Raw genomic sequence first — 13,571 nt, forward strand, 5'->3', positions numbered from 1 at the left:
GGGGTCTAACCCTGCGGCTTGGCGTAGTCGCCGAAGCCTGCCCAGTCGAGCATGACGCAGGGCTCGTCGCCGACGACCCACGCGTCGTGTCCGGGTGCGACGTCCATGAAGTCGCCGGGGCCCACCTCCACCGCGTCACCGTCGTCCATGACGATCTTCATCCGGCCGCTCAGGCAGTAGCCGACGTGCGCGGCCTGGCAGCTGTCGCCGCCGACGATCGGCTTGATGTGCTCGGACCACTGCCAGCCAGGCTCGAACACCGCCCGGCCCACGGGTCCGTGCTCCGTGTTCAGCAGGTCCAGGCGCCCCTTGCCCCCCTCGAAGGGACGGGTCTCGTCCGCCTGCTCGAAGGTCTTCTGCAGGATCCCGACCATGATCTTCAGCCTCCGGGAGGATCGTCGTCGCCCCGAGTCCGCTTCCAGGCTACGCCCGGGGCCCGGCCCGGGCACGGCCGGCTCCGGCGCGCGGCGGGCCTGCGGCGAAGGCCGTACGAGCAGCCCGGAGAACCGTACGCGCGGGCCGCCGGAAGGCGGGCGGGGCGGCCGGGGGCCGGGCGGCGGGTGGTCGGCAGCGCCGGGGGGCAGCGAGCACCCGCCGACGTACCGGGGCGGGACGGCAGGAGCCGGGCGCCGCCGGGTGGCGGGCGGGGCGGCAGGAGCCGGGCGCCGCCGGAAGGCGGGCGGAGCGGCCGGAGGCCGGGCGGCGGGGGGCCGGCAGCGCCGGGGGCAGCGCGCACCCACCGGCGTACCAGGGCGGGACGGCAAAAGCCGGGCGCCGCCGGAAGGCGGGCGGGGCGGCCGGGGGCCGGTCGACAGGGCCAGGGGCGACAAGCACACGCCGACGGACCACGGCGGGACCGCAGGAGCCGGGCCGCAGGGAGGCGGGCGGGGAAGGGCAGCCGGGCGGGCGCGGCGGCGGTGAGGACGGGTCCCGGCGCACCGCTGCCCCGGTGCGCCGGGACGCCTGTGCCGGTACGCCCGCCGCGGAGTGGCGGGATCCCGTTCCGCGGACGTCGGCCGCGGAAGTTCCCCCTCGGGTCCCGGCGTGACTGGTCAGGTCCCCCAGGCCGGCTGCCCCCATGCTGCCCCGCGGGCCGGGGCGCCGGTACCGCCGGTCGGCCCCCTCCGGTCGGTGGGGCGGCGTCAGAGCGGGAGGTCAGCCCGCACGACGAAGCCGCCGTCCGGGCACGGGCGGGCCGTCAGCCCGCCGCCCAGCAGCGCGGCCCGCTCCCGGAGTCCGACGAGGCCGTGGCCGCCGCCGCGGGGCAGGGCGTCCCGGCGACCGGCGGCGGGCCGGGCGGGCGGGCCGTTGACGACCTCCACCGTCAGGTACCGGCCGTCGCCGGAGCGGTCGACCCGGACGGCGACGCGGGCGTCGGGGGCGTGCTTCCGCACGTTGCTCAGGGCCTCCTGCACGATGCGGAACACCGCCGCCTCGACGGCCGCGGGCCACCCGCCGTCCTGCGGCCCGGCCGTCACCGGCAGCCGCACGTCGACGTCCAGGAGGCTGTCGGCCGCCAGCTGCCGCAGGTCCTCCAGGCCCGAGCGCCCGGCCGCCGCGGCGGCCTCCGTGTCGGAGCCGCGCAACACCCCGACCATGTCCCGCAGTTCCTCAAGGGCCTGCACGCTGTGGCGGCGGATGCTCTCCGCGGTCTCCCGCTTCCAGTCGTCCGCGGTCTCCACCGTCCGCAGGGCGCCCGCCTGGACGGCGATGATGCCCACGTGGTGCGAGACCGTGTCGTGCATCTCGCGGGCGAGCCGGGAGCGCTCGCCCGCGACGGCCCTCTCCGCCTCCAGGCGGCGTTCGCGTTCCTGTGTCGCGGTGAGGTCGGCCAGCCGGGCGCGCAGTTCGGCGCGGGTGGCCGCCAGCAGGCCCAGGGCGGTGGGCCCCAGGCTCAGCAGTCCCGCGGCCTCGACGGCGGTGAGGACCTCCTCGCGCGTCATGGCGGAGAGGTCGACGACGGGCCAGGGGCACGCGGCCGCGCAGAACAGCAGGCCGCCGCCCCACGCGAGCCGGCGGCGGGAGCGGCCCCGGGCGATCTCGTACATCACGATCATCGGGGGCAGCCACAGGTGCCCCAGCAGCAGGGCCGGGAGCGTCGCGCACAGCGCGGCGAGCGGCAGCCTCCGCCGCAGCGGCAGGGCGAGCAGCGCCAGCGCGCACACCGCCAGCGTCGTACGGCTGAACGCGTCGGCGACGGTCAGCAGTTCGGCGGTGGCCGCCACGACGGCGACCCGGTCCGCGGTGAACCGGCCGACCGCGAACCGCCAGGCGAGGGCCCGCTGCCGCAGCCCCTGGGGCTTCCCGCACCCGGCCGCCGGCCCGTCCCCGTCGCCGGCCCCGCGCGGAGCGCGCCCCCGGGAGCCGTGCCGCCCCTGCTCCCCTGCCCCGGCCGTACCGGCAGCCGCCACGTCACGGGAAGGGGCGCGCGCGGCACCGCCGTCGGCGGGGGAGCGTCCGCGGCCGGGGCCGGCTCCCCCGGCGGCGGCGGGGCCGGCGCCCGGAGCGTCGACGGCCGCCCGCCAGACGCCCGGCCCCCCGTCGCCCCGCCGTGCTCCGTCGGTCCGGTGCTCGTTGCCTCCGGCGCCGCCGTCCTCATCCCCGGCGGGGGCGCCCCCTTCGGTGGCGCCGGCGCGGGGCGGGGCACCGCCGTCCGTGCCGGGTGTGCGGGCGTCCGCCGCCGGGAGGGGCGGCGGCGCGGACCGGCCCGACGGGGCCCTGGGCGCCGGGACGCGCAGCCGCGCCGCTCGGGTGAACCTCACCGTACGAGTCGCAACTGGTGGGCGCGGACCGCGGCCTGCACGCGGTTGGTCACGCCCAGTTTGCCGAGCAGCGTGCTGACGTGGTCCTTGACCGTGGTCGTGCCGATGTAGAGCCGCTGCGCGATCTCGCCGTTGGACAGGCCCTCCGCGAGAAGGGCCAGGACCTCGCGTTCCCGCGCGGTCAGCTCGTCCAGCACGGACGGCGGGCCGTCCGGCACGGACCCGGCCCGGCCCGTTCCCCCTCCGCCGTACGCCTGCGGTCCGGCGCTCGCCCCGGGGACCGCACCGGCCCCGGCACCACCGCTCTCCGCCGCCGGGCCGGCCCCCTCGGCACGGAGGTAGCCGTCCACCACGGTCCTGGCGACCTTCGGGGAGATCACGCTGCCGCCCGCAGCCAGCTCCTGGAGCTGGTACTCCAGCTGCTCCGGCGCGGTGTCCTTGAGCAGGAAGCCCGCCGCGCCGCCGCGGAGCGCCGCCGTCAGGTGCTCGTCGGCGTCGAACGTCGTCAGCATGGCGACGACCGGCGGTTCGGGCAGGGTCCGCAGGTCGGCCAGGACGGTCAGGCCGTCCCGGTCCGGCATGCGCACGTCCAGCAGGACCACGTCGGGACGGTGTTCCCTCGCGGCATCGAGCGCTTCGGAGCCGGTGCACACCGCCACCACCCGGGCCGCCGCGAACCCGTCGACGATCCGCCGGAGTCCCTCCCGGATCAGGACCTCGTCGTCGACGATCATCACGTGCACTGCTGAACGGTTCATACGGCCGGACCCCACTCAGGCGTTCTGGAGCGCCCTCAGCATAGGCGCTGCGCGCGCCCCGCCCGGACGGGCGAGGCAGCGGGAAGGACCCCCGGCACGCCAGGGCCGGGGGTCCTCACTCGGTGGTCGACCGGTCCTCCTCGCGGCCGCGCGCGGGCCTCGCTCGGGCCCCGCCCGGCGCGCGTGCGCGGTGGACGGGGCTCACTGCGCCGCACGCGGGCCCGCTCCCGCCCCGCGTCGGCTTCACTCCCGCCGCACGGGGCCCGTCGGGGCGCCCCACCTCCGGCCCGCCCCCGGCCCCTCCGCGGGGCCGGGGGCTCGGACCGCCGGGGAGCCCGTCCGCAGCGGCTGCGTGTCGCCTCGCCGGGGGGTGACCGCGGGTATCTCCCCCGGAGACCCCGCCGGGGCGGGCCCGGTGCGCTGCGGAGAGGGGGGCGGGTGCCCGTCAGCCGCAGGTGCCCGCCGGGCGGCCGCGGGTCACGACGCTCGACCAGCCCGCGGTGCCGTCCAACCACACCACCCGGGTGCCGGACACGGCGGCCGGGGAGACCTGCTCCCCGCGGTTGCAGGACAGCCGCTGCTTGCGGGCGCCGTCCGTGGTGAGCTGCCAGATCTTCGTCAGCCCGGCGTTGGTGAGGACCCCGTCGGAGCCCGCGTCCACGGGGACCGCGCCGACGGTGACGGCCGTTTCGGACACCGTGATGTCCGTCGCGGCGAGCGCGCCGGGCTTGTACTCGCTGCTGATGTCGAACGCCTGGGAGCCGTCCGCGGCCTCGGCCCGCCGGATGCCGGTCTGCCCGGCGTCGTCCGTGTTCTCGTCGGTGAGCCAGAACACGTGCCGGCTGTTGAGCGCGGTCCCGCCGACGGCCTGCACCTCGCCGAGCTGCTCGGTCAGGACGGTGCGGCGGCTGCCGAGGTCCAGGACCCGCACACCGAGGCGGTACTCCTGCGCCCCGTCCTCCGACGGGTACAGCACGGCGTACGCGATCCTGCCGCGCGCGAGCGACGGCAGGCCGGTCACCACGTCGTCCCGGTCCCCGTCGACGTACGTGGGTGTGCGGTCACCGGGCCGCAGGTAGCCGACGCGGCGCTTGAACGTCGTGTAGTCGACGATGTCGAAGACGGTCGTCCCCGCCTCGACCCGCAGGGACACCACGTCGCCCTGGACCGTGTGCAGCCGCTTCACCGGGCCGCCCGTGACCGGCCGGGACAGGAGGTCGACGCCTTCGGGGCCGTACGCCGCCCACACCACGGTCCGGCCGTCGGTCGCCGGGTACACGTGGTAGCGGCCGTCGTTGGGGCTCATCAGCTTCGGCGCGCCCTTGCCGTCGACGCGGCCCGCGTAGACGGAGTACGCCTCCGTGCCGTCGTCGTTCGACAGGGACGTCGTCCACCAGTCGCCGCCCGCCTGGACGCCGACGCCCTGCGTGTGCACCTTCGCCAGGAGGGTGTCGCTGTCGAGGCCCAGCGCGTTCTCCCAGCCGGGCACGATGCCGTGGGCGTTGAAGGACCGGGTGACGGCCCTCATCTGTCCTGCCTCGGCCCCCAGGTCGCGGGCGGCGGCGAGGACGGCGGCGCGGCCCTCGGTGAAGCCGTCGAGCGGCGTCAGGTACTCGGTGAGCGCCTTGTAGGCGATCCTGTCGGCCAGCTCCGGCCCGACGTCCTGGCGCAGGTCCCACAGGGCGCCCGAGAAGATGGTCGAGTTGAGGTGCACGCCGCCGTTGTCGGTGCCGAAGGTGACGCCGAGGAAGCGGCCCGTGGTGGTGGCGCCGTCGTCGAGGTCGCGCAGCGCGCACTCCCGGGCCCCGGCCTCCCGGCACAGGTCCTCACCGATGAGGCCGGCGTCCGGGTCGTCCATCGGGGTGCCGGAGGCGTCGACGTCGATGGCGTTGCCGAAGTAGTCCGCGAAGGCCTCGTTGAGGGCGCCGGACTGGCCGGCGTAGACGAGGTTCGAGGTGTGCTCGACGACCCCGTGGGTCATCTCGTGGCCGACCACGTCGAGGTCGGCGGAGAGCGGCTTGTACGTGTCGTCGCCGGAGCCGTACACCATCTTGGTGCCGTCCCAGAAGGCGTTGACGTACGGCCCTCCGAACTCGGTGACGCCGACGAGCGAGTCGACGGCGGAACCGCGGCCGTCCAGGCCGTCCCTGCCGTGCCGCTCCTTGTAGTAGTCGTACACCTCGCCCGCCGCCCAGTGGGCGTCGACCGCCCCGGAGTCGGTGGCGTCCTTCCCGAAGTCGGGGGTGGTGCTCGCGAACTCCTTCAGCCCCGCGGGCCAGGTGCCGGCGACGTCGTAGACGTCCTTGCCGCGCGCGTCCCACGTGGTGAGGGCGTTCTTGCCGGCACCCGCCATGCGGGCACGGTCGCTGAGGACGTACGGCCCGTCGGGCGCGGCCCGGTGGATGTTGAGGGCGACCCTCGTGCCGTCGAGCCGGACACCGCTGCCGGTCTGCGCGCCGTCCGGCGTCCCGCTGCCGACGGCGTCCGCGGGACGCCCGGCCCGGGCCCCGGCGCCGGCCTTCGCGGCGCCCGGCTCCGCTGAGGACTTCCCTGCTGCGGGCCCACCCGTCGACGGCGTCCCGGCGGGGGCCTTCGCGGGCAGACCGATGGTCTTGATGCCGGTGTACTGGAGCACCGGGTAGCCGGCACGGGCGTCCACGTACACGTGCTGGAGGACCGGCTCCCCCGTCGCCGGGTGGATGCCGCGCACGGTCACGTGGTACGTGAGCACGCCGCCGCCGCGCGGAACGACCACCAGGCCGTTCGCGTCGCCCCGCAGGGCCGGGCCGTCCGTCCGGCGGGCGTCGCCGGCCGGCTTGGCGAGGCGGCCGCCGGCCAGCCGGGTGCGGGTCGCGGCCACCGCGCGCTGCACGGCGGTGGCCTCGGACACGGCGGGCCTCGTGTCCGCCGTGAGGCCCGTGAAGTACTTGCCGGAGGTGCCGGTGACGGCGCGCCGGCCGCCCTCGTGCTCCATGCGGACCACGTACTGGCCGCCGAGCACCGGGACGCCCCGGTGCCGCTGCTGGAGTCGCACGGTCTCCTCGGTGCCCCGCTTCAGGGTCTGCACGGCGACGAGATCGCGCCGAGGTTCGGCGATCCGGTAGCGGCTCTCCTTCGCGGCGAGGTGGCCGCGTGCCGCGTCCGCGGGGGCCGCCTTGGCGTCCACCGGCTCGTGGATGCCCTCCACCAGGGCGGGGGTGTCCGTCTCCGGCAGCGGCACCGCGTCCAGAGCCGGGTGTGGGCCGTCGGGCCGGTCGTCGGCGGCGGACGGTGCCGCCGCTCCGGCCGCCGCGGGGGCGGCCAGGGCCGGGGGGACCGCTGTGATCAGCAGTCCCGCGGCGAGGAGGGCCGCTCCCCCGGTCGCGGCAGCCCCCTTCCGTATGCCGCTGCGTGTCTCGCCCATGCCCCGTGAGTTTCGGGTGTTGCGCACAGTCCGTAACCCTCCTGCGTGCTTGGTCAGAGCCGTTCGGGTCGTCTGGTCAGGGACATGCAAGCGGTGTCGGCGCGAAGTGGGCAATGAGCCAGATGTGTTGAGAAGTGGGGATGCACACTTGTGTGTCCCTTGAGCGTCTGGTGAGAATCCGACGCATGATCCAGGGGGAATGGCCCCCGCTCGGCCCGGGGGAGGCCGAGGAGCGGGCGTACGAGGCGTTGCTGCTGGAACGGGCCCACAGGGTGGAGGAGCTGGCGCGGCTCCTCGGCCTCCCGCCGAAGCAGGTGCATACCGCGCTGGCACGACTCGTGGAAAGCGGCTTCGCACGGCCCGCCGAGCCGCCCGACGCGGGCGGGCTGCCGCATCCGACGGCGCCGGAGACGGCGCTGCGCACGTTGATCCACCGCCGACAGGCGGAACTCCACCGCAGGTCAGCGGAGTTGGCCCGGTTGCGGCTGACCGCCGAGTGGCTGGCCGTGGCGTCCTGGACGGGGCCGGGGCAGGCGGCCCGCGGTGTCGGCGGTGTGGAGCCGGTCACCGGGGTGCGGGCCATCGCGGAACGGGTGAGCGAACTCGTGGCGGGCGCCGGGCGTGAGGTGCTGGTCATGGACGACCGGCCGGATGCGGCCTGGCTGGACCTCGCGGCGGCGCGGGCGGCCGAAGGCGTACCGGTACGGGTGGTGCTGGACCGGGCGGGCCTCGGGTGTCCCGCCGGGCGGCGGCGCACGGCCGCCCTCACCGGCCGGGGCCTGCGGCTGCGGGCCGCCGCGGCGGGGGTGCCCACGCGGCTGGTCGCGGTGGACGACCGCGTGGCGCTGCTTCCACCGTCCTGCGGGGCCCCGGGGGCCTACGCCCTGGTGGTCGCGGAGGCCCGGCTCCGGGACGCCCTGCTTCCCCTGTTCGAGGCGGTGTGGTCCGGCGCCTCACCTCCGGGCCGGCCGCGGCAGGCCCCCGGGTCCGGCGCGGACCGTTCACGGCCGGAGCACGAGCCGGGCGGGGAGTACGACCAGCCACAGCGCGGGGCGGGCCGGGAAGGTGCGCGGCCGGAGCACGAGCCGGGTGCGCACCGCCCGCGGCCGGAGCACGCGCCCGGCCCGGACCGTGCACCCCCTGAGCGGAGGCCGGGCCCGGACCGCGCGGGGCGGGGGGCGGAGCCGGCACCGGCCGGGCCGGAACCGGCTGCCGCCGGAGAACAGCAGCGGGAGTTGCTCTCCCTCCTGGCGGCCGGCCTGAAGGACGAGGCCATCGCCCGTCGGCTGGGGGTCCACGTGCACACGGCGCGCCGCCGCATCACCCGGCTCCTGGACGCTCTGGACGCCCGCACCCGCTTCCAGGCCGGGGCCAGGGCGACGGCCCGCGGCTGGCTCCAGCCCTGACCGCCGGCGGCTGCCGGAGCGGCCCGCGAGGGCGGTCCGCGCGGCGGCGGAGCGCCCTCGCGGGCGGGTGGTTCAGGCCACGGCGACCGGGGCGCCGCCGACCGTCCCGGCGGCATCGGTGGCGCCCGCCGGGACGGCGGACGCCGGGGCCAGGGCGATGCCGAGGACCTGGCGGACGTCCGTCACCGTGTGCACGTCCAGGGCGTCCAGTACCTCGGCCGGCACGTCGTCCAGGTCGGGCTCGTTCCGCTTCGGGATGACGACGGTGGTGATGCCGGCACGGTGCGCCGCCAGCAGCTTCTGCTTGACGCCGCCGATGGGCAGGACCCGCCCCGTCAGCGACACCTCGCCGGTCATCGCCACATCGGTCCGCACCAGCCGGCCGCTGAGCAGGGAGGCGAGGGCGGTCGTCATGGTGATGCCGGCGCTGGGGCCGTCCTTCGGCACGGCGCCCGCCGGGAAGTGGACGTGCACCCCCCGGTCCTTCAGCCCGGTGACGGGCAGTTCGAGCTCCGCGCCGTGGGACCGGAGGAAGGACAGGGCGATCTGAGCGGACTCCTTCATGACGTCACCGAGCTGGCCGGTGAGGGTGAGCCCGGCGGCACCGGTCTCGGGATCCGCCAGGGACGCCTCCACGAAGAGCACGTCACCCCCGGAGCCGGTGACGGCGAGACCGGTCGCCACACCGGGCACGGACGTACGGCGCTCGGCCGGGTCCTGCGCCGACTCCGGCACGTGGTGGGGCCGCCCGATGAGCCCGCGCAGGTCGTCTGCGCCCACCGTGGACGGCAGCGTCCGCTCCCCCAGTTCGGCCTGCGCCGCGACCTTCCGCAGCAGCCGGGCGACGGCCCGTTCCAGGTTCCGCACGCCGGCCTCGCGGGTGTACTCGCCCGCCAGCCGGCGCAGCGCGGCCTCCTCGATCACGACTTCGTCCTCCGCCAGCCCCGCACGGTCGAGCTGGCGGGGCACCAGGTGGTCCCGGGCGATGACGATCTTCTCGTCCTCCGTGTAGCCGTCGAGACGGACGAGTTCCATCCGGTCGAGGAGGGCGTCCGGGATGGCCTCCAGGACATTGGCGGTCGCGAGGAACACGACGTCGCTCAGGTCGAGCTCGACCTCCAGGTAGTGGTCGCGGAAGGTGTGGTTCTGCGCCGGGTCGAGGACCTCCAGCAGAGCGGCGGCCGGGTCGCCCCGGAAGTCCGAGCCCACCTTGTCGATCTCGTCGAGGAGCACGACCGGGTTCATGGAGCCGGCTTCCTTGACCGCCCGCACGATACGGCCGGGCAGCGCCCCGACGTACGTCCTGCGGTGGCCCCGGATCTCGGCCTCGTCCCGCACGCCGCCGAGCGCGACCCGGACGAACTTCCTGCCCATGGCGTGGGCGACGGACTCGCCGAGGGAGGTCTTGCCCACGCCCGGCGGCCCGACGAGGGCGAGGACGGCGCCGCCGCGCCGTCCCCCGACGACGCCCAGGCCACGGTCGGAGCGCCGCTTGCGCACGGCGAGGTACTCGGTGATGCGGTCCTTCACGCCGTCGAGGCCCGCGTGTTCGGCGTCGAGCACGGCGCGGGCGCCCCTGATGTCGTACCGGTCCTCGGTCCGCTCGTTCCACGGCAGTTCGAGAACCGTGTCGAGCCACGTGCGGATCCAGCCGCTCTCCGGGGACTGGTCGCTGCCCCGCTCCAGCTTGTCCACTTCCTTGAGAGCGGCCTCACGTACCTTCTCGGGGAGGTCCGCGGCCTCGATCCGGGCCCGGTAGTCGTCGGACGCGTCGCCGTCGCCACCGCCGTCGAGTTCGCGCAGCTCCTTGCGGACGGCTTCGAGCTGGCGGCGCAGCAGGAACTCCCGCTGCTGCTTGTCGACGCCTTCCTGGACGTCCTTGGCGATGGACTCGGCGACGTCCTGCTCGGCGAGGTGGTCGCGCAGCTGCTGCGTGGCGAGCCTGAGCCGCTCGACGGGGTCGACGGCTTCCAGCAGGGCGACCTTCTGCTCGGGGGTCAGGAAGGGCGAGTACCCGGCGTTGTCCGCGAGGGCACCGACCCCGTCGATCTGCTGGACGCGGTCCACGACCTGCCACGCTCCGCGCTTGCGGAGCCAGCTGGTGGCCAGGGCCTTGTACTCGGTGACGAGTTCGCTGACGGCGCCGGGCAGGGGATCGGGGGCGGCTTCGTCAAGGGCCGTCCCCTCGACCCACAGTGCGGCGCCCGGCCCGGTGGTCCCCGCACCGATCCGTACCCGCCGCACACCCCGGATCAGTGCGCCCGGGTCGCCGTCGGAGAGCCTGCCGACCTGCTCGACGGTACCGAGCACGCCGATCCCCGCGTAGGTGCCGTCGATCCGCGGCACCAGCAGGACCCGGGGCTTGGCGCCCCCGCCCCGCGCGGCGGCCTGCGCCGCCTCCACGGCGGCGCGCACGTCTGCGTCGGACAGTTCCAGGGACACCACCATGCCCGGCAGCACCACCTCGTCGTCGAGGGGCAGGACGGGCAGGGTCAGCGAAGCGGACGGCAGTGCGGCAGCCATGATCTCCCCTTAGGCAGGCAAGTTGAGCTCTACGGACTCAATGCATGTGAGCCGCCTGATGTTCCCGCCGCCCGCGGGCGTTCGCTGTGGGCGATCAGCCCGGGTGTCTGCCGCTCTGACCCCTGCGACGGCCCGCGTGACTCTGCATGCGCTCTCACGCGGGGTGGGAGTTCTCAGGCGTCGCGGAACGCGAGGGCCGGCCGTGGCAGGTGCGCTGCGGGTACTGCCGACGGGTCACCGGGCCACCGGCGGACGGGTTCGAGGTCGCGCATGCCGACCGGGGCGGGTCCGAGTACCGCATGCCGCATGCCGCATGCCGCATGCCGCTGGCGGACGCCTGGGCAGCGAGGTTCGAGGGCGTCGCCCCGGTACGCGCGTTCCAGTGAAGGCGTTCGTCCGGCAGAACTCGCCCAGGCCGAGATCTACCCGACCGTCCTCTGGGGGTGCGGAGAGTCGCTCGACTACGTGACGAGCCACTACCAGGCGATGGTTCCGTTCTTCCGTGCGGCGGCAGACGCCGGGGACGCCATGCTCGTCCGGCTGGACTGACGACCCTCACCGCTCCGCGGCGGATCCTGAAGGAGGCGGGGCGAACTGCTCGGCTCCGAGCCGGGCGGACCCACACGTCCCTGCATCACCCCAGATCAACCATCGGTCACGCGTCGCTGCACAGCTCACAGGACACCCCGGGCCGGCCCCTCCCGAGCCGCGGCAGACCGAACGCCGAAGCGGCCAACGGGGAAAGGGCGCGGAAGGCGTTCCGGCCCGGCGTCGCCGGCCGCCGCACGAGCGGGCGCGACGACGCTGTGGGGCGCCGGCGGGTGCGGCAGCCTTCTGGCTGGAAACGTGCGGAGGGTGGATGCTCCGCCCTCCCAGGCGGCCCGGCGGCTCGCGCGCGACGGACGAGCCTCGCCGTCCCTCCTTCGGCCTCGGCACCCGGAACGCGGCGGCTTGCGGACCTCCGGAACGCGGCCCCCGCCCCTCGGCCCCTCGCCGCCCCCGACGCGATCAGCGCCGCCGCGCCCATGAGGAAGGTCACACGGAGGTCACGCCCGCGGTGTCAGGTCGCCCCTGCGGAGCGGTCGGCGCGCTTAGAGTGAAGGCCATGCCTGTGACGCTTGACCGACGTGAAAGCCCTTACGGCGAGGTGGTGCTGCGGCAGCGCGGTGACCACTTCGAGATCATCGCCAACGGCACGTTCCTGATGGACACCTCGGACGGCCGTTCCGAACGCCTGCTGATCGACGCGGCCTTGCGCGCGCTGGACGGGCGCCCGGAGCCTTCCGTGCTCATCGGCGGCCTCGGGGTCGGCTTCTCGCTCGCGCACGCCGCCGCCCAGCCGGCATGGGGCCGGATCGTGGTGGTGGAACGCGAGCAGGCCGTCATCGATTGGCACCGCGAGGGCCCCCTCGGCGCACTGTCCGGCGGGGCGCTCGCCGACCCGCGCACCGCCCTGGTCCAGGCCGATCTGGTGGCCTGGCTGCACCGTTCGTCCGAGACGTACGACGCGCTGTGCCTGGACATCGACAACGGGCCGGACTGGACCGTGACCGCGGACAACGACGGCCTGTACGCACCGGCGGGGCTGGCCGCCTGCGCCGCGCGGCTCAACCCCGGCGGAGTGCTGGCGGTGTGGTCCGCACAGCCGTCCGAGGATTTCGAAGACTCCTTGCGGAATGCCGGATTCAGCGGGGTAAGGACCGAAGAGATCCCGGTTGCCCGAGGCGTACCGGACGTGGTCCACCTCGGTGTTCGCCCCGCGTAGCCGCGGCACCTCGACTGCCTTTATGTTGTTGACTCGACCAACGGAAACGCACGGATCTAGAGGCTCGCGCAGGACGCGACAGGGGCGGGGCATGGAGCACGCACACACCAGCCACACCGGCAACGCGGCCACGCCGGGTACCCAGCGCCGGGTCCTGGTCGTCGAGGACGACGCGACCATCGTGGAGGCCATCTCCGCACGGCTGCGGGCCGAGGGCTTCCAGGTGCAGACGGCGCCGGACGGCCCCTCGGCGGTCGAGGCCGCGGAGGCGTGGCAGCCGGACCTGATGGTCCTGGACGTCATGCTGCCCGGCTTCGACGGGTTGGAGGTGTGCCGCCGCGTGCAGGCCCACCGGCCCGTCCCGGTCCTGATGCTGACGGCGCGGGACGACGAGACGGACATGCTGGTCGGTCTCGGTGTCGGCGCCGACGACTACATGACCAAGCCGTTCTCGATGCGCGAACTGGTGGCGCGGGTGCACGTGCTGCTGCGCCGCATGGAGCGCGCCGCGCTCGCCGCGGTGACCCCGCGCAGCGGGATCCTGCGACTGGGCGAGCTGGAGATCGACCACGCGCAACGGCGGGTCCGCGTCAGGAACGACGACGTGCACCTGACGCCGACCGAGTTCGACCTGCTGGTCTGCCTCGCCAACACGCCGCGCGCGGTGCTGTCGCGCGAGCAACTTCTGGCAGAGGTGTGGGACTGGGCGGACGCGTCGGGCACGCGGACCGTGGACAGCCATGTCAAGGCGCTCCGCCGGAAGATCGGCGCCGAGCGGATCCGCACCGTGCACGGTGTCGGCTACGCACTGGAGACCCCGGCGCCGTGAGCCGGGCCGACGGCGAGGGCGCCGGGGGTCCCCCGCCAGGCCGGGCAGCGGCGCATGCGCCCCGGGTGCCGCACCCGAGGACCACGCCGGGGGCCTCGGCGACCCGGCGGGAGACCCCGGCGGAC

General features: G+C 75.5%; 9 protein-coding genes. 4 read left to right on the plus strand and 5 right to left on the minus strand.

Going from position 1 to position 13,571, the window contains the following annotated elements; all coding sequences use genetic code 11:
• Nucleotides 1-5: 5 nt before the first annotated feature.
• The 4 genes from BJP40_RS00500 to BJP40_RS00515 form a co-directional block, all read right to left on the minus strand.
• Complete coding sequence (locus BJP40_RS00500; RefSeq protein ID WP_071277554.1) at nucleotides 6-374, minus strand: cupin domain-containing protein; 369 nt, start codon at nucleotides 372-374, stop codon at nucleotides 6-8.
• A 768-nt stretch (nucleotides 375-1,142) separates the two neighbouring features.
• A complete protein-coding gene (locus BJP40_RS00505; RefSeq protein ID WP_226962459.1) occupies nucleotides 1,143-2,762 on the minus strand; it encodes a sensor histidine kinase in 1,620 nt (539 codons plus the stop codon).
• On the minus strand, nucleotides 2,759-3,520 hold the full coding sequence (locus tag BJP40_RS00510; protein WP_226962460.1) for a response regulator transcription factor: 762 nt from the start codon (nucleotides 3,518-3,520) through the stop codon (nucleotides 2,759-2,761). Before BJP40_RS00510 ends, BJP40_RS00505 begins: the two co-directional genes overlap by 4 nt.
• A gap of 445 nt (nucleotides 3,521-3,965) precedes the next feature.
• On the minus strand, nucleotides 3,966-6,923 hold the full coding sequence (locus tag BJP40_RS00515; RefSeq protein ID WP_107416657.1) for a M4 family metallopeptidase: 2,958 nt from the start codon (nucleotides 6,921-6,923) through the stop codon (nucleotides 3,966-3,968).
• Between the two features lie 185 nt (nucleotides 6,924-7,108).
• Here BJP40_RS00515 and BJP40_RS35085 point away from each other — a divergent pair, with 185 nt between their 5' ends.
• Nucleotides 7,109-8,329, plus strand: coding sequence for a LuxR family transcriptional regulator (locus tag BJP40_RS35085; RefSeq protein WP_071277558.1), 1,221 nt, complete (start codon nucleotides 7,109-7,111; stop codon nucleotides 8,327-8,329).
• 72 nt (nucleotides 8,330-8,401) lie between these two features.
• On the opposite strand, the gene lon is transcribed toward BJP40_RS35085, so the two are convergent.
• Complete coding sequence (lon, locus tag BJP40_RS00525) at nucleotides 8,402-10,852, minus strand: endopeptidase La (protein WP_071277559.1); 2,451 nt, start codon at nucleotides 10,850-10,852, stop codon at nucleotides 8,402-8,404.
• A 306-nt stretch (nucleotides 10,853-11,158) separates the two neighbouring features.
• On the opposite strand from lon, the gene BJP40_RS31220 reads away from it, so the two are divergent.
• The 3 genes from BJP40_RS31220 (at nucleotide 11,159) to BJP40_RS00540 (ending at nucleotide 13,446) form a co-directional block, all read left to right on the plus strand.
• Complete coding sequence (locus BJP40_RS31220; protein ID WP_226962461.1) at nucleotides 11,159-11,401, plus strand: DUF1877 family protein; 243 nt, start codon at nucleotides 11,159-11,161, stop codon at nucleotides 11,399-11,401.
• Nucleotides 11,402-11,957: 556 nt separating this feature from the next.
• Nucleotides 11,958-12,617, plus strand: coding sequence for a spermidine synthase (locus BJP40_RS00535; RefSeq protein WP_071277579.1), 660 nt, complete (start codon nucleotides 11,958-11,960; stop codon nucleotides 12,615-12,617).
• A 91-nt stretch (nucleotides 12,618-12,708) separates the two neighbouring features.
• Nucleotides 12,709-13,446, plus strand: a complete 738-nt coding sequence (locus BJP40_RS00540; protein ID WP_071277563.1) for a response regulator transcription factor — start codon at nucleotides 12,709-12,711, stop codon at nucleotides 13,444-13,446.
• Nucleotides 13,447-13,571 lie beyond the last annotated feature (125 nt).

Origin of the sequence: Streptomyces sp. CC53 (assembly GCF_001865245.1) — a bacterium.
Taxonomy (GTDB): Bacteria; Actinomycetota; Actinomycetes; order Streptomycetales; family Streptomycetaceae; genus Streptomyces.

Bases quoted from the DNA above. Each gene is read 5' to 3' on its own strand.
- lon (WP_071277559.1), bottom strand. From the start codon at position 10,852: ATGGCTGCCGCACTGCCGTCCGCTTCGCTGACCCTGCCCGTCCTGCCC.
- BJP40_RS00500 (WP_071277554.1), bottom strand. From the start codon at position 374: ATGGTCGGGATCCTGCAGAAGACCTTCGAGCAGGCGGACGAGACCCGT.
- BJP40_RS31220 (WP_226962461.1), top strand. From the start codon at position 11,159: ATGCCGCATGCCGCATGCCGCTGGCGGACGCCTGGGCAGCGAGGTTCG.
- BJP40_RS00515 (WP_107416657.1), bottom strand. From the start codon at position 6,923: ATGGGCGAGACACGCAGCGGCATACGGAAGGGGGCTGCCGCGACCGGG.
- BJP40_RS35085 (WP_071277558.1), top strand. From the start codon at position 7,109: ATGATCCAGGGGGAATGGCCCCCGCTCGGCCCGGGGGAGGCCGAGGAG.
- BJP40_RS00535 (WP_071277579.1), top strand. From the start codon at position 11,958: ATGCCTGTGACGCTTGACCGACGTGAAAGCCCTTACGGCGAGGTGGTG.
- BJP40_RS00540 (WP_071277563.1), top strand. From the start codon at position 12,709: ATGGAGCACGCACACACCAGCCACACCGGCAACGCGGCCACGCCGGGT.
- BJP40_RS00510 (WP_226962460.1), bottom strand. From the start codon at position 3,520: ATGAACCGTTCAGCAGTGCACGTGATGATCGTCGACGACGAGGTCCTG.